The 18,775-nt window shown below is 71.3% G+C and carries 16 protein-coding genes and 1 riboswitch; of the genes, 12 read left to right on the top strand and 4 right to left on the bottom strand.

The genetic code is table 11. The features are described 5' to 3' along the window. The first annotated feature begins 29 nt into the window (after positions 1–29). The 4 genes from dxs (at position 30) to J8N05_RS28390 (ending at position 4,339) form a co-directional block, all read left to right on the top strand. Positions 30–2,003: a 1-deoxy-D-xylulose-5-phosphate synthase gene (gene dxs, locus J8N05_RS28405; protein WP_247706535.1), complete on the top strand. Its 1,974-nt coding sequence runs from the start codon at positions 30–32 to the stop codon at positions 2,001–2,003. Then, positions 2,000–3,397 carry an aspartate aminotransferase family protein gene (locus tag J8N05_RS28400; RefSeq protein WP_210887676.1) on the top strand — a complete coding sequence of 466 codons (1,398 nt, stop codon included), beginning with the start codon at positions 2,000–2,002 and terminating at the stop codon, positions 3,395–3,397. The genes dxs and J8N05_RS28400 overlap by 4 nt, the downstream gene beginning before the upstream one ends. A 214-nt stretch (positions 3,398–3,611) precedes the next feature. After that, a complete protein-coding gene (locus tag J8N05_RS28395; RefSeq protein WP_210887673.1) occupies positions 3,612–4,217 on the top strand; it encodes a helix-turn-helix domain-containing protein in 606 nt (201 codons plus the stop codon). Further along, positions 4,214–4,339 (top strand): DUF6126 family protein, encoded by a 126-nt coding sequence (locus J8N05_RS28390; RefSeq protein ID WP_210887670.1) that lies wholly within the window; start codon positions 4,214–4,216, stop codon positions 4,337–4,339. The genes J8N05_RS28395 and J8N05_RS28390 overlap by 4 nt, the downstream gene beginning before the upstream one ends. 22 nt (positions 4,340–4,361) lie before the next feature. Here the strand turns inward: J8N05_RS28390 and J8N05_RS28385 are convergent, their stop codons facing one another. Beyond that, positions 4,362–5,159: a tyrosine-protein phosphatase gene (locus tag J8N05_RS28385; protein WP_210887667.1), complete on the bottom strand. Its 798-nt coding sequence runs from the start codon at positions 5,157–5,159 to the stop codon at positions 4,362–4,364. A gap of 168 nt (positions 5,160–5,327) precedes the next feature. On the opposite strand from J8N05_RS28385, the gene J8N05_RS28380 reads away from it, so the two are divergent. Beyond that, complete coding sequence (locus J8N05_RS28380; protein ID WP_210890453.1) at positions 5,328–7,436, top strand: alpha-galactosidase; 2,109 nt, start codon at positions 5,328–5,330, stop codon at positions 7,434–7,436. Positions 7,437–7,731: 295 nt separating this feature from the next. Next, a riboswitch (cyclic di-AMP (ydaO/yuaA leader) is annotated at positions 7,732–7,898 on the top strand. Positions 7,899–7,900: 2 nt separating this feature from the next. Next, positions 7,901–8,839 (top strand): M23 family metallopeptidase, encoded by a 939-nt coding sequence (locus tag J8N05_RS28375; RefSeq protein WP_210887664.1) that lies wholly within the window; start codon positions 7,901–7,903, stop codon positions 8,837–8,839. 139 nt (positions 8,840–8,978) lie between these two features. Here J8N05_RS28375 and J8N05_RS28370 read toward each other — a convergent pair whose 3' ends face one another. After that, entirely contained in the window at positions 8,979–9,557 is a 579-nt protein-coding gene (locus tag J8N05_RS28370; RefSeq protein ID WP_210887661.1) for a TetR/AcrR family transcriptional regulator, read from the bottom strand. Between the two features lie 172 nt (positions 9,558–9,729). Here J8N05_RS28370 and J8N05_RS28365 point away from each other — a divergent pair, with 172 nt between their 5' ends. The 5 genes from J8N05_RS28365 (at position 9,730) to J8N05_RS28345 (ending at position 15,090) form a co-directional block, all read left to right on the top strand. Beyond that, positions 9,730–11,232 (top strand): MFS transporter, encoded by a 1,503-nt coding sequence (locus J8N05_RS28365; protein WP_210887658.1) that lies wholly within the window; start codon positions 9,730–9,732, stop codon positions 11,230–11,232. A 141-nt stretch (positions 11,233–11,373) separates the two neighbouring features. Beyond that, positions 11,374–12,267 carry an SDR family oxidoreductase gene (locus J8N05_RS28360; RefSeq protein ID WP_210887656.1) on the top strand — a complete coding sequence of 298 codons (894 nt, stop codon included), beginning with the start codon at positions 11,374–11,376 and terminating at the stop codon, positions 12,265–12,267. 260 nt (positions 12,268–12,527) lie between these two features. Further along, positions 12,528–13,196 carry an O-methyltransferase gene (locus tag J8N05_RS28355; protein WP_210887653.1) on the top strand — a complete coding sequence of 223 codons (669 nt, stop codon included), beginning with the start codon at positions 12,528–12,530 and terminating at the stop codon, positions 13,194–13,196. Between the two features lie 242 nt (positions 13,197–13,438). After that, complete coding sequence (locus tag J8N05_RS28350; protein ID WP_210887650.1) at positions 13,439–14,158, top strand: DUF6250 domain-containing protein; 720 nt, start codon at positions 13,439–13,441, stop codon at positions 14,156–14,158. A gap of 146 nt (positions 14,159–14,304) precedes the next feature. Next, positions 14,305–15,090, top strand: a complete 786-nt coding sequence (locus J8N05_RS28345) for an SGNH/GDSL hydrolase family protein (RefSeq protein ID WP_210890452.1) — start codon at positions 14,305–14,307, stop codon at positions 15,088–15,090. A 67-nt stretch (positions 15,091–15,157) separates the two neighbouring features. On the opposite strand, the gene J8N05_RS28340 is transcribed toward J8N05_RS28345, so the two are convergent. Further along, a complete protein-coding gene (locus J8N05_RS28340) occupies positions 15,158–15,817 on the bottom strand; it encodes a TetR/AcrR family transcriptional regulator (RefSeq protein WP_247706534.1) in 660 nt (219 codons plus the stop codon). Positions 15,818–15,933: 116 nt separating this feature from the next. Further along, on the bottom strand, positions 15,934–17,097 hold the full coding sequence (locus tag J8N05_RS28335; protein WP_210890451.1) for a Glu/Leu/Phe/Val dehydrogenase dimerization domain-containing protein: 1,164 nt from the start codon (positions 17,095–17,097) through the stop codon (positions 15,934–15,936). Between the two features lie 328 nt (positions 17,098–17,425). Between J8N05_RS28335 and J8N05_RS28330 the strand changes: the two genes are divergently transcribed. Then, on the top strand, positions 17,426–18,745 hold the full coding sequence (locus J8N05_RS28330; protein ID WP_210887644.1) for an MBL fold metallo-hydrolase: 1,320 nt from the start codon (positions 17,426–17,428) through the stop codon (positions 18,743–18,745). Positions 18,746–18,775: the final 30 nt, after the last annotated feature.

Raw genomic sequence — 18,775 nt, 5'->3', positions numbered from 1 at the left:
CTGCAGCACGGACCGAGAGGGGGCCGAGCGTGACGATTCTGGAGACCATCCGGGGACCACGCGACCTGAAGGCGCTGTCCGAGACCGAGATAGGCCAAGTGGCCGAGGAAATCCGGGAGTTCCTGGTGCACGCGGTCGCCAGGACCGGCGGGCACCTGGGACCCAACCTGGGGGTGGTGGAACTGTCCATCGCGCTCCACCGGGTCTTCGAGTCGCCGACCGACCGCATCCTGTGGGACACCGGCCACCAGAGCTATGTGCACAAGCTGCTGACCGGGCGTCAGGACTTCTCCAAGCTGCGCGGCAAGGGCGGCCTCTCCGGCTACCCCTCCCGCGAGGAGTCCGAGCACGACATCATCGAGAACAGCCACGCGTCCACCGCGCTCGGCTGGGCCGACGGCCTCGCCAAGGCCCGCCAGGTGCAGGGGGAGAAGGGGCACGTCGTCGCGGTCATCGGCGACGGCGCGCTCACCGGCGGCATGGCCTGGGAGGCGCTGAACAACATCGCCGCCGCCAAGGACCGCCCACTGATCATCGTCGTCAACGACAACGAACGCTCGTACTCGCCGACCATCGGCGGACTCGCCAACCACCTGGCGACCCTGCGCACCACCGACAGCTACGAGAAGGTCCTGGCCTGGGGCAAGGACGTCCTGCTGCGCACCCCCGTCGTCGGCGGCACGCTCTACGAGTCGCTGCACGGCGCGAAGAAGGGCTTCAAGGACGCGTTCGCCCCGCAGGGCATGTTCGAGGACCTCGGGCTGAAGTACGTCGGGCCGATCGACGGACACGACACGGGCGCGGTCGAGTCGGCGCTGCGGCGTGCGAAACGCTTCCACGGGCCCGTACTCATCCACTGTCTGACCGAGAAGGGACGCGGGTACGAGCCCGCGCTCGCGCACGAGGAGGACCGTTTCCACACGGTCGGCGTGATGGACCCGCTCACCTGCGAGCCGCTCGCCCCCTCCAACGGCCCGTCCTGGACCTCGGTGTTCGGCGACGAGATCGTGCGCATCGGCGAGGAACGCGAGGACGTCGTGGCGATCACGGCGGCCATGCTGCACCCCGTGGGCCTCGCGAAGTTCGCCGAGAGGTTCCCCGACCGGGTGTGGGACGTCGGCATCGCCGAGCAGCACGCCGCGGTCTCCGCGGCCGGCCTCGCGACCGGCGGACTGCATCCGGTCGTCGCCGTGTACGCGACCTTCCTCAACCGGGCCTTCGACCAGCTCCTCATGGATGTCGCGCTGCACCGCTGCGGCGTGACGTTCGTGCTGGACCGCGCCGGGGTCACCGGGGTCGACGGTGCCTCCCACAACGGCATGTGGGACATGTCGATCCTCCAGGTCGTGCCCGGACTCAGGATCGCCGCGCCGCGCGACGCCGACCAGCTCCGGGCCCAGCTGCGCGAGGCCGTCGCCGTCGACGACGCGCCCACGCTGATCCGCTTCCCCAAGGAGTCGGTGGGGCCCGAGGTCCCGGCGGTCGACCGGGTCGGGGGAGTGGACGTGCTGCACCGGGGCGAGCGGTCCGACGTGCTGCTCGTCGCCGTCGGCGTGATGGCACCGGTGTGCCTGCACGCGGCCGAGCTGCTGGAGGCCCGGGGCATCGGCTGCACGGTGGTGGACCCGCGCTGGGTCAAGCCCGTCGACCCCGCGCTGCCCGGTCTCGCCGCCGGGCACCGGCTCGTCGCGGTCGTCGAGGACAACAGCAGGGCCGCCGGGGTGGGCGCGGCGGTCGCTCTCGCCCTCGGTGACGCAGAGGTCGACGTGCCGGTACGGCGGTTCGGCATCCCCGAACAGTTCCTCGCGCACGCCAAACGGGGAGAAGTACTGGCCGACATCGGGCTGACCCCCGTCGAGATCGCGGGCCGCATCAGCGCGAGCCTGGCGCTCCGGGAGGCCGACGGGGTGCCCGGGGCGGCCAAGAAGCGGGGGGCCGGGAAGCAGGGTGCCGGCGGTGGGCCGGCCGTGAAGACGCGTGTGTCCAAGGAGAAGCCGGAATGACCACCAGCAAGTCCCAGGAGTTCGACCTCGGCAGCCTCCTCGCCGGGCGTGGAGGCGAGCGCTACGAGCTGCACGGCAAGTACCTGAACCACCAGCTGCCGCGCATGCTGCGCACCATCGGCTTCGACAAGGTCTACGAGCGGGCCGAGGGCGCCCACTTCTGGGACGCGGACGACAACGACTACCTGGACATGCTCGCCGGGTTCGGGGTGATGGGCCTCGGCCGCCACCACCCCGTCGTCCGCAAGGCACTGCACGACGTCCTCGACGCCCAGCTCGCCGACCTCACCCGCTTCGACTGCCAGCCCCTGCCCGGACTGCTGGCGGAGCAGCTGCTGACGCACAGCCCGCACCTGGACCGGGTGTTCTTCGGCAACAGCGGAACGGAGGCCGTCGAGACCGCGCTGAAGTTCGCCCGGTACGCCACCGGCCGACCGCGCGTCCTGTACTGCGCGCACGCCTTCCACGGCCTGACCACCGGCTCCCTGTCCGTCAACGGCGAGGACGGCTTCCGGGACGGCTTCGCCCCGCTGCTGCCCGACACGGCGGTCCCGCTCGGCGACCTCGACGCCCTGGCGGCGGAGCTCAAGAAGGGCGACGTCGCCGCGCTGATCGTCGAACCGATCCAGGGCAAGGGCGTGCACGAGTCGCCGCCCGGCTATCTGCGCGACGCCCAGGAGCTGCTGCACAAGCACAAGGCGCTGCTCATCGCGGACGAGGTGCAGACCGGGCTCGGCCGGACCGGGGACTTCTACGCCTACCAGCACGAGGACGGCGTCGAACCGGACCTGGTCTGTGTGGCGAAGGCGCTGTCGGGCGGTTACGTGCCCGTGAGCGCCACGCTCGGCAAGGACTGGATCTTCAAGAAGGTCTACTCGTCCATGGACCGGGTCCTCGTGCACTCCGCGAGCTTCGGGTCCAACGCGCAGGCCATGGCGGCCGGTCTCGCCGTGCTGTCCGTCATGGAGAACGAGCAGATCGTGGCGAACGCCCGCGCCACGGGGGAGCGGCTGAAGTCCCGGCTCACGGCGCTCGTGGACCGGTACGAGCTGCTGAGCGACGTACGCGGGCGCGGGCTGATGATCGGCATCGAGTTCGGCCGGCCCACCTCGCTGAAGCTGCGCAGCCGGTGGGCGATGCTGCAGGCCGCGCGCAAGGGGTTGTTCGCGCAGATGGTGGTCGTGCCGCTGCTCCAGCGGCATCGGATCCTGACGCAGGTCTCCGGCGACCACCTGGAGGTGATCAAGCTGATTCCGCCGCTGGTGATCGGTGAGCGGGACGTCGACCGGTTCGTGGACGCGTTCACCGCCGTGATGGATGACGCGCACAGTGGGGGTGGGCTGATGTGGGACTTCGGCAAGACGCTGGTGAAACAGGCGGTGGCGAACCGCTAGGCGCTGCCGCGGGCCCTGTCGTAGCGGGACCCCTGCGGCCCGGTGGGGGCCGTTCGCGCAGTTCCCCGCGCCCCTGATGGGGGCGCGGGGAACTGCGCAGTCTTTTGGCTTTTAGGGGCGCGGGGAACTGCGCGACCAGCCCCCACCGGCCCGCACCTTTTGCCTCTGGGGCAAGTTATTTGCCTCTGAGGCAACGTTGCGGCTCAATGGGCACATGAACCCTGACAAGGGTACGCACCCCACCGTCGCCCCCCAGCTACGCGCCCTGCGCCGCCGCGCCGCCCTCACCCTGGAGTCCGCGGCGGCCGCGGCCGGACTCTCCCCCGCGCATCTCTCCCGGCTGGAGACCGGCGGGCGCCAGCCCTCGCTGCCCATGCTGCTCGCCCTCGCCCGCATCTACGGCACCACCGTCTCCGACCTGCTCGGCGAGACGGTCACCGAGCGGGACGCCGTCGTGCGCTCCGCCGACATGGAGCCCACGAAGGCCGGCGGCTGGACGTACTGGCAGGCGGGCGCCGCCGGACGCGGCATGCAGTCCCTGCGCGTGCACGTCCCCTACGGAGCGCAGGGCGACATCGTGCGGGTCCACCCCGGCGAGGAGTGGCTGTACGTCCTCCAGGGACGGCTGCGCCTGCGTCTCGGGGACACCGCGCACGTCCTCGAACCCGGCGACAGCGCCCACTTCGACTCGCTGACCCCGCACCGGATCGCCGCCGCGGACCGGGACGGGGCCGAACTCCTCTTCGTACACACCCTGCTGCAGAGTCCGACGGCCGCGCTGTGCCTCGGACCTACGACGACCCCAGGAGAACCCTCATGAAGGACATCGAGGAGAAGTTCCCGCGCGCGCTGTGGGTACGGCTCATCATCTACGTGGCGGTCGGCCACGTCTTCGCCGCGTTCATCTACCTGCTGTTCACGCTCGGGGCCAGCAACCAGTAGCGGACCGGGGCCGCGGCTCCGGTCAGTCGAGGAACCGCTGCCGCAGCCGCTCCCGTATCTCCGGGGTCACGCCGAGCGCCTGCTCCAGGTACGCGTCGACGCCGCCCCAGGTCTCCTCGATCGTGTCGAACGCCGCCGCCAGGTACTCCGCGCGTGCGTCGAAGAGCGGGCTGAGCAGCTCCATCACCTCGGGGGTGTACGCGGCGGAGGCGGAACTGCTGCGGTGCACCTTGTAGCGGCGGTGCGCCGCGTTCGACTCCAGGTAGTCCGCCACGATGGCCTCGCGCTCGACGCCCACGGCGAGGAGCGTCACCGCGACGGAGAGACCGGCCCGGTCCTTGCCCGCCGCGCAGTGCATCAGCGCCGGGACACTGTCCTCGGCCAGCGCGTGCAGCACCTGCCGGTGCTCGGCCGTGCGCTGCTTGATGATCGTGCGGTAGGAGGCGATCATGCGGTTCGCCGCCCGGCCGTCCGAGAGCAGCTCACGCAGCTCGTCCAGATTCCCGTCGCGGACCATCTTCCAGAACTCGGCGCCGTCGGCGGGGTCCGTCAGCGGCAGGTTCACATTGCGCACCCCGGGCAGCTCGACGTCTGCGCCCTCCAGCTTCTGGTCGGCCGCGTTGCGGAAGTCGAAGATCGTGTGCAGGCCCAGTGAGGCGAGGAACGCCGCGTCCGACGGCGTCGCGTGCGCGAGGTGGCCGCTGCGGAACAGCCGCCCGTACGCCACCCGCCGGCCGTCCACCGTCGGCAGGCCGCCCACGTCGCGGAAGTTGCGTACGCCGGTCAGCTCGGGCTCGGTCGACGGGACCTGCTGCGTCACGGGGGCTCCTCCCCTCGGCCACCGACGCGGCTCGTCGGCGAGGTGCGTATCCGACGATACGACATCGGTTCGTGGGCCAATGAGTTGTCCACAGGCGTTGCCCGAAGGGCAGGTCGGACCTGATGATGTTGGGGCTTGAGCGTGCCTGTTCGAATATGTGAGGGCTTGATGGTAGAGATCGGCGCAGACGGCCGTACGTGGCTCCTTTCGGGGCCCACGAGCAGTTACGGCCTGCGGCTCGGTGACGAGGACGAGCTGCTGCATCTGCACTGGGGCCCGAGGATCGCGCTCGCCGACGTCGAAGCGCTCGCCGCGGGCCCGGGTCCCGAGTACTGGGCGTTCGAGGCGACCCTGGACGGCCACGAGGAGTACCCGGTCGAGGGCGGCCCCCGCTTCGTACGGCCCGCCCTCTCCGTGCGCACACCCGAGAGGCGCGGCACCGAATGGCGCTTCGAGGGGTACGAGACCGCCGGCGGAGAGGCGGCAGGAGGAGCCGGCGATGACGAGCTGCGGCTGCGGTTCTCCGACTCCGGGCTCGGCATCACGCTGCACTACCGGATGCGGGCCGGCACCGACGTCGTCGAGCGCTGGGTGACCCTCGCCAACGAGGGGCCCGCCCTGGAGGTGCTGCGCGCCGACTCCGCGACCTGGACACTGCCGCAGCGCGACGGGTGGCGGCTGTCCCAGCTGCACGGACGGTGGGCGGCCGAGTCCCGGCTCGTGCGTTCCGAGCTCACGTACGGCGAGAAGATCATCGGCAGCCGGCGCGGACACACCGGGCACCAGCATCTGCCGTGGGTCGCCCTGGACGCGGACGGTACGGCGACCGAGGAGCTGGGCGAGGTCTACGGCTGCGCGCTCGCCTGGTCGGGTACCTGGCGGATCGCGGTGGCCCAACTGCCCGACGCGCGCGTGCAGATCACCGGCGGGGCCGGGTACGACGACTCGGGCCTGCTGCGGCTGGAGCCGGGGGAGACCTTCGTCACCCCCGTCTTCGCGGGGCTGTGGAGCGACGGCGGCTTCGGCGGGGCGAGCCGCGCCTGGCACGCGTACCAGCGCGCGTACGTGATCCCGGACGCGGAGCAGGACCGGCCCGTGCTCTACAACTCCTGGGAGGCCACGGAGTTCGACATCTCCGAGGAGCAGCAGCGGGCGCTCGCCCGCCGGGCCGCCGAGGCCGGTGTCGAGCTGTTCGTGGTCGACGACGGCTGGTTCGGGGCGCGCACCAGCGACCGGGCCGGCCTCGGCGACTGGACGGTCAACCCGGACCGCTTCCCGGGCGGGCTGAAGCCGCTCGGCGACCACGTGCACGGGCTCGGGATGCAGTTCGGCATCTGGGTCGAGCCCGAGATGGTCAACCCCGACAGCGAGCTGTACCGCGCGCACCCGGACTGGGTGCAGTTCCAGCCGGGACGGAAACGGACGGAACTGCGCAATCAGCTCGTGCTCAACCTCGCCCGCGAGGACGTCCAGGAATACCTGTGGGAACAGCTCGACGCGCTGCTCTCCAGTGCGCCGATCGACTACGTGAAGTGGGACTTCAACCGCGCCTTCACGGATGCGGGCTGGCCCGGCGAGGCCTATCCGCAGCGGCTGTGGGTGGACCATGTGCACGCCCTGTACAAGCTGTTGGACCGGCTGCGGGCGGCCCACCCGGGCGTCGCCTTCGAGTCCTGCTCGGGCGGCGGCGGCCGGATCGACCTCGGGATCATGGCGCGTACGGACCAGGTGTGGACCTCCGACAACACGGACCCGCTCGACCGGCTCGCCATCCAGCACGGCTTCAGTCAGGTGCATCCCGCGCGGGCCATGGCCGCCTGGGTCACCGACAGCCCGAACACCCAGCTCAACGGACGTGTCAGCTCGCTGCGCTTCCGGTTCGTGAGCGCGATGGCCGGGGTGCTCGGCGTCGGCGGCGACCTCACCCGCTGGACCGGGGAGGAACTGGCCGAGGCGCGGACCTGGGTGGAGCTCTACAAGGAGATCAGGCCCGTCGTGCAGCGCGGTGAGCTCCATCGGCTGCGGGCGCCGCAGGGCGGACTCAGCGCCGTCCAGTACGTCCGTGACGGCGAGGTCGTCCTCCTCGCCTGGCTCCAGGCCCAGCACTACGGCGAGCCCGCCCTGCCGGTGAGGCTGCGGGGACTCGATCCGTCGGCATCGTACGAATGCCTCGAAACGGGCGAAGTCCATCGGGGTGCGGTGCTGTTGCATCACGGGCTGCGGACGGGGCTGCGCGGGGATCTCGATGCCGCAGTTATCCGCCTGCGTCGCATCTGACTGTTGTGTCCGTAATGGAGCCTTCGTTCCAACTCGCGCCGGAGTGAAGGCTCCTGGAGCGGTCCTGGGTGAGCAGCGTCATATCCGTGACGTTCCGCTGTCGCCATGCTCACGTAAGTCCGCTTTGTTTTCAGGGCTTTGATAAACGAGGGACGGCCCGCATTCACACAGGGTGACCGGTAATTCGGTCGAGGATCAAGAAAACGGGGCACACAGGAAACCCTCAAGCTTGTTCCCGCCTCTTCATGTCGCTTACGTTCACCTCCAATCCGGACGGACGCCCAATCCTGCCGCCGCCCGGAATCCGCACACTCACCCGTATGTGGCAGGAGCGGGGGACCCACAGGTAGTACGCCTGTTCCGGTCTCCGGAACGGCTTGGGGTTAAGTCGTGCGAAAGCGCGGCCGGGCATCTCCAGCTCGCACCCGACAGCTCACCTCGCAGGCGCCGGAGAGGAATTCGTCATGCCCGCGAAGGGTAAGCACCGCCGTCCCAAGTCCCCGCGTTTCTCCCGTTCCATGGCCGTGGCCGGCACCGGGGGCGCGGCTCTCGCCCTCCCGCTGCTCGGCGCCACCGGAGCGCACGCCGCGACCCCGCAGTCCGCCGCCGACTCCGTGGCGGGCGCCGCGAACGTCTCGACCGTCGCGAGCAACTCCGCCGCCGCCGCTCCGACCGCCGAGAAGCAGGCCGGGGCGAAGGCGGACGCGAAGAAGGTCACGACCAGGACGTACTCCGTGCGTTCGGGCGACTCCCTGTCGAAGATCGCCGACACGCAGGACGTCAGCGGTGGCTGGAAGAAGCTGTACTCGGACAACCGCACGTCCATCGGCGGCGACCCGTCCCTCATCCACCCGGGCCTGAAGCTCGCCCTCGGCGGCAAGGCCACGGCGTCGAGCTCCGACTCCACCGCCTCCAAGTCGTCCGGCAAGGCCGCCGACAAGCCCGCGGCCAAGAAGACGACCACGGCGTCCAAGGCGGCGGACACCTCGACGGCCACCGGCTTCACGCTGCCGGTCTCGGGGGCGTCCATCGGCACCTCGTACAAGATGTCGGGCAGCATGTGGTCCAGCGGCTACCACACCGGTGTCGACTTCGTGGTGCCCACCGGTACCGCGCTCAAGTCCGTCGGCGCGGGCACGGTCGTCTCCGCCGGATGGGGCGGCGCGTACGGCAACCAGGTCGTCATCCAGCTCGCCGACGGCCACTACGCCCAGTACGCCCACCTGTCCTCCCTCTCCGTCTCGGCCGGCCAGACCGTGACCGGCGGACAGCAGGTCGGCCTCTCGGGTGCCACGGGCAACGTCACCGGCCCGCACCTGCACTTCGAGATCCGCACCACCCCGGACTACGGCTCGGACGTGGACCCGCTGGCGTACCTGCGCGCCAAGGGCGTCTCCGTCTGACGCCGTCCGACGTCAACTGACACGGTCTGACGCCTGCGGGTGTCGACCGATGTGCATCTCCGAAGGCCGGACCCGGTGATCCCCGGGGTCCGGCCTTCGGCATGTCCCGGGCCGGACGGCCGACAGGGACGGGGGCGTCTCAGGCCCCCGGATCGTTCAGGGTGCGCACGAACTGATCCGTGAGCTGCTCGGTGTCGAGGCCGTCCGCGCTGCGCCCGGTCAGGATGTGGAAGAAGGGCGGGCCGATCAGCAGTGCGGTCGCCTGTTCGAGCGAGAGGGCGGTGCCGCTCGGCTTCCGCGCCGCCTCCACGACCTCCGCGGCGCTCTCCCCGAGGATGTCGCGGGACGCGAGCAGCGCGGCGACCTCCGCGTCGTGCTGGGCCTCGCCCATGAGGGCACGGTAGGCCGCACCCGCGTCCGAGTGGGCCAGGAAGGCCACGAGGGCGTCGAGATAGGCCTTGACGTCCTTGCGGGGATCACCGCTGCGGGGCACGGACAGTTCCTGCCGGGCGTCGATGGCGCTGGCCTCGTAGAGCACCTCCGCCTTGTTCGACCACCAGCGGTACACGGTCTGCCGGCCCACGCCCGCCCGCTCGGCGATGCCCTTCATCGTCAGGGCCGCGTACCCCACCTCCACCAGCAGGTCGTCGACGGCGTGCAGCACGGCGGCCCGTGCGCTCTCACTGCGGGGCCGTCCGCGGCCGCTTCCATCCACCATGCGGCAACTCTATACGAGGCACAGTGTCTCGTATGTGTTACCTTTACGGTGCACGGTGACTCGGAAATGAGTGCCCGCCTTGCCTCGCCCTGTCCCGGGAGGGGCTGCCCGGTCCGCCGGGCGGTGTCCGGCCGTGCTTCGTGTTCCGTGATCCCAGAAGGAATCGAGAGCCATGACGTCCACCCTCGAAGCCACCCGCCGCCCGGCGCGGCGGTCCGGGCCCGTGCTCGCCTGCGTGAGCGTGTGCACCGCCCTGGTCGTCGGATTCGTCGCCGCGATCAACCTGGCGGTGCCGCAGCTGGCCGCGAGTTCACTGCGACCGACCTCGTCGAACCTGCTGTGGATCGTCGACGCCTATGTCGTGGTCTTCGCCTGCCTGGTCATTCCCGCCGGTGCGGCCGGCGACAAGTACGGCCGCAAGGGTGTCCTCATGGCGGGGCTCGGCACGGTCGCGTTCGGCGCCGTCGTGTCGGCCGTGGCGCCGAACGTGCCGATCATGCTGATCGGGCGCGCCGTCACGGGCCTCGGCGCCGCCTGCGTCCTGCCGAACTGCGTCGGCGTCCTCCTGCACGCCACCGCCCCCGAGCGGCGCCCCCACGCGCTGGCCGTCTGGGCGGCGGCCTCCGGCATCGGCGGCGTCGTCGGCAACGTCGGAGGCGGCGCGGTGCTGAGTACGGGCTCCTGGCGCACGCTGTTCCTGTCGGTCGCCCTCATAGCGCTCTGCTGCCTGGCGTGGACGGCTCGGACCGCACCGCGCAGCGCCCGCTCCGAGCGCACCCTCGACCTGCCCGGCACGCTGCTGTTCGTGGCGGCCGTCGTGGCACTGCTGACCGGAATCATCGAGGGGCCGGAACAGGGCTGGGGCAGCACGGTCGTGCTCACCGCCTTCGCCTGCGGCGTTCTGCTGGGTCTGTGCTGGGTACAGGTCGAACTGCGCGTCCCCCGTCCCATGCTCGACCCGCGCCTGTTCCGCAGCCCGGCACTCGGCGCCGCCGCCCTCGGTATGACCGTCACGTTCTTCGGCAACTTCGGGCTCTTCTACGTCAACGCCTCACTCCTTCAGTACGGACGTGGCTTCTCCGTCCTGCAGGCGGGGCTCGGGATCATCCCGCTGACCGTCCCGCTCCTGCTGGGCACCCGTCACGTACCCGGGCTCATCCGCCGCATCGGCACCCCCGCGACACTCGCCGCGGCCTTCGCGCTGACCGGCGCCGGTCTGCTCGGCCTCTCGTACGCCTCGACCATGGCCTACCCCGTGTACGCGGCCGGTCTGTTCGTCATCGGGCTCGGCATCATGCTGGCCGCGCCCTGTCTGACCGCACAGATCGCCTCGGCCCTGCCCGTGGAGCGGGCGGGCATCGCGGGAGGGCTGCAGTCCGCGACCCGTGAACTGGGCAGCGCCCTGGGCGTGGCCGTCGTCGGCACCGTCCTCACGGCCGGATTCACCCACCACCTGCCCGCCGACCTTGGCCGGCACGTACCGGTTCCCCGCACGGTGCAGGAGGCGCTCACGCTGAGCCCGGCCGACCGCACCGGCGTCACCGAGGCGTTCGTCCACGGCGCCGACACCGCGCTGCGCGTCGCGGCCCTCGTCGTGCTCCTCGCCGGGGCCCTCGTCGTCGTCGGCAGCCGCCGCGCCCACCGGGCCGCTCCTGTGCCACCTGTCTCGCGGTAACAGCTGGACAGCGGGGCACCACAGACCACCTGACACGGCGTCGGAGCCGTGCTCAGGCCACTCCCACCCACACTCACACCCGACTCCACCCTTCATCTGCTGTTCTCACCTGCCCTTTTCAGGGCGAAGGAGGTCACGCCCATGCGTGCATTCGTCACCGGAGCGACCGGCTGGATCGGCTCCGCCGTGGTCGACGAGCTCATCTCCGCGGGCCACCAGGTCATCGGCCTGGCGCGGACCGACCGGGCCGAGCAGGCCCTCGCGGCCAAGGGCGTCGGCGTCGTCCGCGGCGACCTGGACGATCTCGACTCGCTGCGGCGGGGCGCCGACCAGGCGGACGCGGTCATCCACATGGCCAACAAGCACGACTGGGGCAACCCCGCCGAGTCCGACCGTTCCGAACGCGTCGCGGTCCGGGCCCTCGGCGACGCCCTCGCCGGGAGCGACCGCCCGTTCGTGGTCGCCGCGCCTCTCTCCGGCCTCGTCGAAGGGCGGCCCGCCACCGAGGACGACGTCTCTCCCGCCATCGGCCCGGACTCCAACCGGGGCGGCAGCGAGAACCTCGCCCTGGACTACGTGGCCCAGGGCGTACGGACCGTCATCACGCGGTTCGCGCCGAGCGTCCACGGCCACGGCGACTGGGGGTTCGTCAACTTCCTCACCGCGGCCGCCCGCGAGAAGGGAGTCTCCGGGTACGTCGGCGACGGCTCCGCGGCCTGGTCGGCGGTGCACCGCGACGACGCGGCCCGGCTCATCCGCCTCGGCATGGAGCAGGCACCCGCGGGGACGCGGCTGCACGCCGTCGCCGAGGAGGCCGTCACCACCAAGGCCATCGCCGAGGCGATCGGTCGCAGCCTCGGCCTGCCCGTCGACTCCGTCACCCCGGGGGACACCGGACCCCATTTCGGGTTCGTCGGCCGCTTCTTCGCCACCACCATGACCGCGTCCAGCGATGTGAGCAGGCGGCTTCTGTCCTGGGAGCCCACCGGGCCGTCGCTGCTCGCGGACATCGAGGCGGGCGCGTACACGGCCTGAGGGGTACGCGGCCTGACGGCTTCACGGCCTGACGGCTACGTGGCCTGACGGCTGTGCGGGCGCTTGCGCGGCCTCGCCCCCGCCGCCCCTACCCGTTCCCGTCCACGCATGGGGGCTGCGCCCCCTCGCCCCCCTTTGCGCAGTTCCCCGCGCCCCTAGGTGCCTGGGGGCGCGGGGAACTGTGCCTGACGGCGCGGGGGCCCGTCCCGAACCCACCCCACCCGACCTGCACATCAGCACCGCCCGAAGGAGTCAGTGTCATGCCCACACCTCCGTACACCCTCGCGGAACCACGTGTCTCCGCCGCCCTGACCCGCATGTTCGAAGCCGCCGCCCGTGACGACGAAACCGTGTCGCGGCTGAGGAGCGACCGGCCCCGCGACGACCGGGGGACGCGGACGGCGCAGGAGCTCGCCGACATGGCGCAGGAGATCTATATGCCGGTCTCCGCCGACGGCGGCAGGCTCCTCTACAACCTCGTCCGCGCGACCAGGCCGGCCACCGTCGTCGAGTTCGGCACCTCGTACGGCATCTCCACACTCCACCTGGCCGCCGCCGTCCGGGACAACGGCACAGGCCGGGTCGTCACCACGGAGATGAGCCGGACCAAGGCGGCGGCGGCCCGCGAGACCTTCGCCGCCACCGGTCTCGACGACGTGATCACCGTGCTGGAGGGGGACGCCCTGCGGACGCTCGCCGAACTCACGCAGCCGGTCGACTTCCTGTTCCTGGACGGGTGGAAGGACCTCTGCCTGCCCGTCCTACGGCTCCTTGAGTCGCACATCGCGCCCGGCACCCTCGTCGTCGCCGACGACGTGGATCTTCCCGACCTCGGCCCGTACCTCGACCATGTGCGCGACACGGCCAACGGCTACCACAGCGTCACGTTCCCCGTTGAGGACGGCCTCGAAATCAGCTGCCGTCTCTGACCGGACTCCGAGCGGATTCCGGCCGGATTCCGCCGACCGGATTCCGGCCGAGGCGGCTGCCGCCGCCGTCCGGGCTCCCCGCGGACGGCGGCGGCAGCCGGATGCGTACGACACGGGGTTGAAACATCCGCAGCATCGACACGGGGCGTCGGGCGCGGCAGAGTGATCAGCGATTCCCGCAAGCGCTTTCTGGCGGTGGATCGACCCGTCCCCGACGCCCCCGACCCCCGGAGGAAGCCCGCATGACGACCACACGCAGAGCGTTCGGAGCGCTGGCCGCGGGTGCCGGTCTCGCCGCGCTCGGGCCCGGACGGCAGGCGGGCGCCGCGGACCGCCACGGGCGCGGCCGGGTCATCGCCCGGGATGACTTCCGCCACGGGCTCGGCCAGTGGGTCACCGAACTGCAGGACGGCGGCAGCGTCACCGCCTCCCGGGGCGTCCTGGACATCGACGTGCCCAGCGGCGCGACGGTCTGGTTCCGGCATGCGCTGAGGGGGCCGTACGTCATCGAGTACACCGCCACACCGGTCTCCGCGGGCGGCGCCAACGACCGCGTCTCCGACCTCAACAACTTCTGGAACGCCACGGACGCGCGTTCGCCCCACGACCTCTTCGCCACGCCCCGCGGCGGCGCGCTCGCCGAGTACGACCACCTCAGGACGTACTACGTCGGGTACGGGGCCAACTCCAACACCACGACCAGGCTGCGCCGGTACGTCGGTGAGGCGGGCGTACGGCCGCTGGTCCTCGACTACACCGAGCCCCTGCTCACGGCCAACCGCCCCCACCGGGTCCGGATCGTGTCGGACGGGTCCACGGTCCGGTGGTGGAACAACGGACGGCTCGTCTTCGACCACACCGACCCGGAGCCGTACACGCGTGGGCACTTCGCCTTCCGGACCACCTGGAGCCACTTCGCGATCGAGGACTTCCAGGTCCGGGAGCTGCGGCAACGCCGGTGAACGCGCCCCTTATTCCGGGATTGACCAATACTTGACGAGTGGCTTATCTCACCGGGCGTCAACCCCTTCCTACGGTCGCGTAGGTCACACCCCAAGGTGAATCATGGGCCGACGTGGCAGACGATTCGAAAGACGACAACAGATCAGTGATCGGGTCGTACGTGGCGGTGGGGGACAGCTTCACCGAGGGCGTCGGCGACCCTGGCCCGGACGGGGCGTTCGTCGGCTGGGCGGACCGGTTCGCGGTACTGCTCGCGGACCGACGGCCCGAGGGCGACTTCGATTACACCAACCTCGCGGTTCGCGGGAAGCTGCTCGACCAGATCGTCGAGCACCAGTTGAGCCGGGCCAGGGAGCTCGCGCCGGACCTGGTCTCCTTCTGCGCGGGCGGCAACGACATCATCCGGCCGGGCACCGATCCCGACGAGGTCGCGGAGCGCTACGAGCGTGCCGTCGCCGACCTCACGTCGGCCGTCGGCACGGTCCTCGTGACCACCGGCTTCGACACCCGTGGCGTACCCGTGCTCCGGCACATGCGGGGCAAGATCGCCACGTACAACCTCCATCTGCGGGCCATCGCGGACCGGTACAACTGTCCGGTGCTCGACCTGTGGTCCCTCAAGACCATCCAGGACCGGCGGGCCTGGGACGGCGACCGGCTCCATCTCTCGCCCGAGGGGCACACCCGGGTCGCCCTGCGCGCCGGACAGGTGCTCGGTCTTGAGGTGCCCGCGGACCCGGACCAGCCCTGGCCCGTACTGCCGCCGCGCGGCACGCTGGAGGTGCGGCGCGACAACATCCACTGGGCGCGCGAGTATCTGGTGCCGTGGATCGGCCGGCGGCTGCGCGGGGAGTCCTCGGGCGACCGCGTGGAGGCGAAGGGAAGCCTGTCTCCGCACGACATCAAGTCGTGGATAGAGGCGGTGGCCTGAACGTCCGGATGGCCGGACGTCGACGTTGTGAGCGCCTGAGTGCCTGAACGCCTGAGAGATGGTTGCCTCAGGCATCCGGAGTCTGGGGTTCGGCCTTCTGGGGTTCTGCCGTCCGGGGTCCGTCGGTCTGGGGCTCGACGGTCTGGGGCTCGACGCGGTCGAGCCCCAGTTCCCGGGCCAGTGCCTCGTCCACCCACTGCTGGGTGCGGGCGCGCGAGACCGCGCCCGGGTACGCCGTCATCTGCACGGCCAGCCCGTCCAGCAGGGCGGTCAGGCGCAGCGCCGTGGCCGTCGGGTCCGGGCACCGGAACTCGCCCGCGGCCACGCCCTCGGCGATGACCTCGGTGAGCGCGGCCTTCCACTGCCGGTCCAGATCGCGGGTGACGTCCCGCAGCGCGGGCTCGCGCAGGGCCACCGCCCAGCCCTCGATCCACAGCCGCCAGCCCTTCGCCTGTCCGGTCGGCGCGTACCAGCGCACCGCGGCCCGCAGTCGCCGCAGGGCCGTAGTCCGGCGGCCGAGCAGCTTGCGCAGATGGGCGAGGTCGTCCTGGGCGGCGTACGTGAACGCGGCGGCGACCAGTTTCTCCTTCGTGGAGAAGTGATAGAGCACCAGGGCGTTGCTCACGCCGAGCGCGTTCGCCACATCGGCGATCCGCACCGCGGACACACCGCGCTCCTCGATCTGCCCGATGGCGGCCCGCAACAACTCCTGTCGTCGCTCCGCCACACCCAACCGCACTCTCGCCACCGGACAACCCTATTGCGTGGCCGGGGACGACGCGGCCGGAGGGGCGGATACCGGCCGCGTCGGGGGCCGTTGCGGGCGCCGGGGCCGGGAGGGCTTCAGCGGTACCAGCCGAAGCGGTCCCCGATCTCCGGCAGGCGGTCCGCGACGATGGCGTGCGCGGCCGCCCGCGGTGTCGAGCCGTCGGTCTCCGCGCGGGCGAGCGTCCGGTCGATCAGGGCGCGCATCGAGCGGCGCGTGTACGCGAACGCCTCCTGCGCGTCGGCCCCGATGTCGCCGAACAGCGTCCACCACCACCAGGCGTTGGTACCGGAGTTGACCACGACGTCCGGCAGGACGGTGACCCCGCGCTGGGCGAGCAGCTCCTCCGCCTCAGGTAGGACGGGCATGTTGGCCGCCTCGACGATCCAACGGGCCGTGATCCGCTCCTGGTTGACGGTGTCGACGGCGTACGAGACCGCGGCCGGCACCAGTACGTCGGCCCCCGCCGACAGCCAGGCGTCACCGGGCAGTTCACGGTCGGCGGGGCGCAGGGCCGAACGGTCGACCGTGCCGTACGTGTCCCGCGCGGCCAGCAGCGCGTCGACGTCCAGCCCCTCGGCGTTGACGATCGTGCCCTTCACGTCGGCGACCGCCACGACACGCAGCCCCGCGCGCGTGAGGAACCGGGCCGTGGCCCCGCCCATGGTCCCCAGGCCCTGTACGGCGACCCGGGTGCCCGCGTACGCCACCTCGGCCCGGTCCAGCGCCGCCAGCACCGACTCGGCCACCCCGCAGCCGCCGACCAGCTCGTCCAGGCCGATGCCGTCCACCTCGACCGCGAACGCGTCCGCCAGCCGCCGGCGTGCCGCCTCCTCGTCGTCGAGCAGTGGGTACACCGCCTGGATCGAGGACACGAGGCCCGCCTCCGCAGCGGCCCGGTCGACGAGATCCTGGGTGAGGCCGAGATCCTCGCCCGTGGTCCAGTGATGCTCGATGTACGGGCGCATGGCCCGCAGATAGCGCACGAGCAGGCCGTACGCCTCCGGGTCCCGGGGATCGCAGTCGATGCCCCCCTTGGCGCCGCCCAGCGGGATGTAACGGCCCTCGGGGTTGTAGTGCAGCGCCTCCTTCATGGTCATTCCCCGCGCCAGGCCCGTGACCTCGGCCAGCGTGCACCCCGCCCGCATCCGCAGCCCGCCGCTGGAGACGCCGCGTACCAGACGGTCCACGACCAGGTGCCCCTGACGGCCCGTGACGTGGTCGGTCCAGGTGAGCGACATCAAGGGGGTGCTGTCCGGGTCGTTCACAGGGGCTCCTCGGGAACAGGGATCGGCTTCGGAACGTTTCACCGGCTGGAAGCCGGGCGCACACTGCGTCCCGGTGCCGGTCCTGCACCCTTGCTACTGAATGATCGGTCAGTATCGAAAGTGCTGGGCAAATCTGTCAATCGTGTCTGTCGACGTGCTGAACGGATCTTCGGTGTGAGTGATGGGGTACGGGGTGGTCCTCGCCGTGCTCGGCACGGACACCGCCCTGTCACGCGCCCGACCCGGCGCTGTCAGAGGCGGCGACCATAATGGATATTCAGACCGACCCACTGGAGGTGCCGTGACCGGCTCCCGTTCCCTGAGTTCCGGGCTCCGTGCTCTGCGCCCCGCCGCGTTCGGCGTGGATCCGAGTGGTGAGCGCATGGAGCGCATCCGCAGATCTCCGAACTACGCGGACGGCGTGTTCCGCAATCCCGAGGGCGCCCCTCGCCCGGACGGCGCCATGCGCGAGTTCGCGAAGTCCTACTTCCGCAAGGAGGAGCGCGTCCTGCGGTCCCCGGCGGGCGTCGTGCCGGTGCACGCCACGACCCTCGCCGACCTCGCGGCGCCGCCGGCCTCGGGGCTGCGGCTGACGTGGATGGGTCACTCCAGCGTGCTCGCGGAGATCGACGGACACCGGGTGCTCTTCGACCCCGTCTGGGGCGAGAGGTGCTCCCCGTTCGCCTTCGCCGGGCCCAAGCGGCTGCATCCGGTGCCCGTGCCGCTGGCGGCGCTCGGCCCGGTCGACGTGGTCGTCATCTCCCACGACCACTACGACCACCTCGACCTGCCCACGATCAAGGCCCTGGCGGACACGGGCACGCTGTTCGCGGTGCCCCTCGGCGTCGGCGCCCATCTGGAGCACTGGGGCGTCCCGGCGGACCGGCTGCGCGAGCTGGACTGGCACGAGACGACCAAGGTCGGCGGGATCTCCCTCACCGCCACGCCCGCCCGGCATTTCTGCGGCCGCGGCCTGCGCAACACGCAGCACACCCTCTGGGCCTCCTGGGTGGTCGCCGGTGACGAGCACCGGATCTACCACAGCGGCGACACCGGCTACTTCACGGGCTTCAAGGACATCGGCAGCGAGTACGGGCCCTTCGACGCCACGATGATCCAGATCGGCGCCTACAGCGACTTCTGGCCTGACATCCACATGACGCCCGAGGAGGGTATGCGCGCCCACCTCGACCTCCAGGGCGACCGGCCCACCGGCGTGATGATGCCGATCCACTGGGCCACGTTCAACCTCGCGGGGCACCCGTGGGCCGAGCCGGGCGAGGGCACCGTCAGCGCCGCCCACGCGGTCGGCGCCCGGGCCGCGCTGCCCCGTCCGGGCGAGCCCTTCGAGCCCACGGCGGAGGCCGTTCCGTCCGAGCTCTGGTGGCGGGGTGTGGCCCTGGTGCCGAAGGGCGGCTGGCCCGCCGTCGAGAAGACGGTCACCGAGAAGACGGTCACCGAAAAGGTGGCTGTCGGGGAGAAGGCCACCGAGGAGGCCGTCGGGGAGACGGTCACCGAGGAGGCCGTCGTCGAGGGGAGCGTCGTCGAGAAGGCGGGGCGTGACACTCCGCGTGACAAGGCGGCGGACACCGGGGACCCGGAATCGGTGCCGACCGGATGATCTGAGACTGCCCGAAGGCGGTCATCGAGC

It is taken from the genome of Streptomyces liliiviolaceus (genome assembly GCF_018070025.1).
Lineage (GTDB): Bacteria > Actinomycetota > Actinomycetes > Streptomycetales > Streptomycetaceae > Streptomyces > Streptomyces liliiviolaceus.
This window is presented reverse-complemented; position numbering and strand designations above follow the sequence as displayed.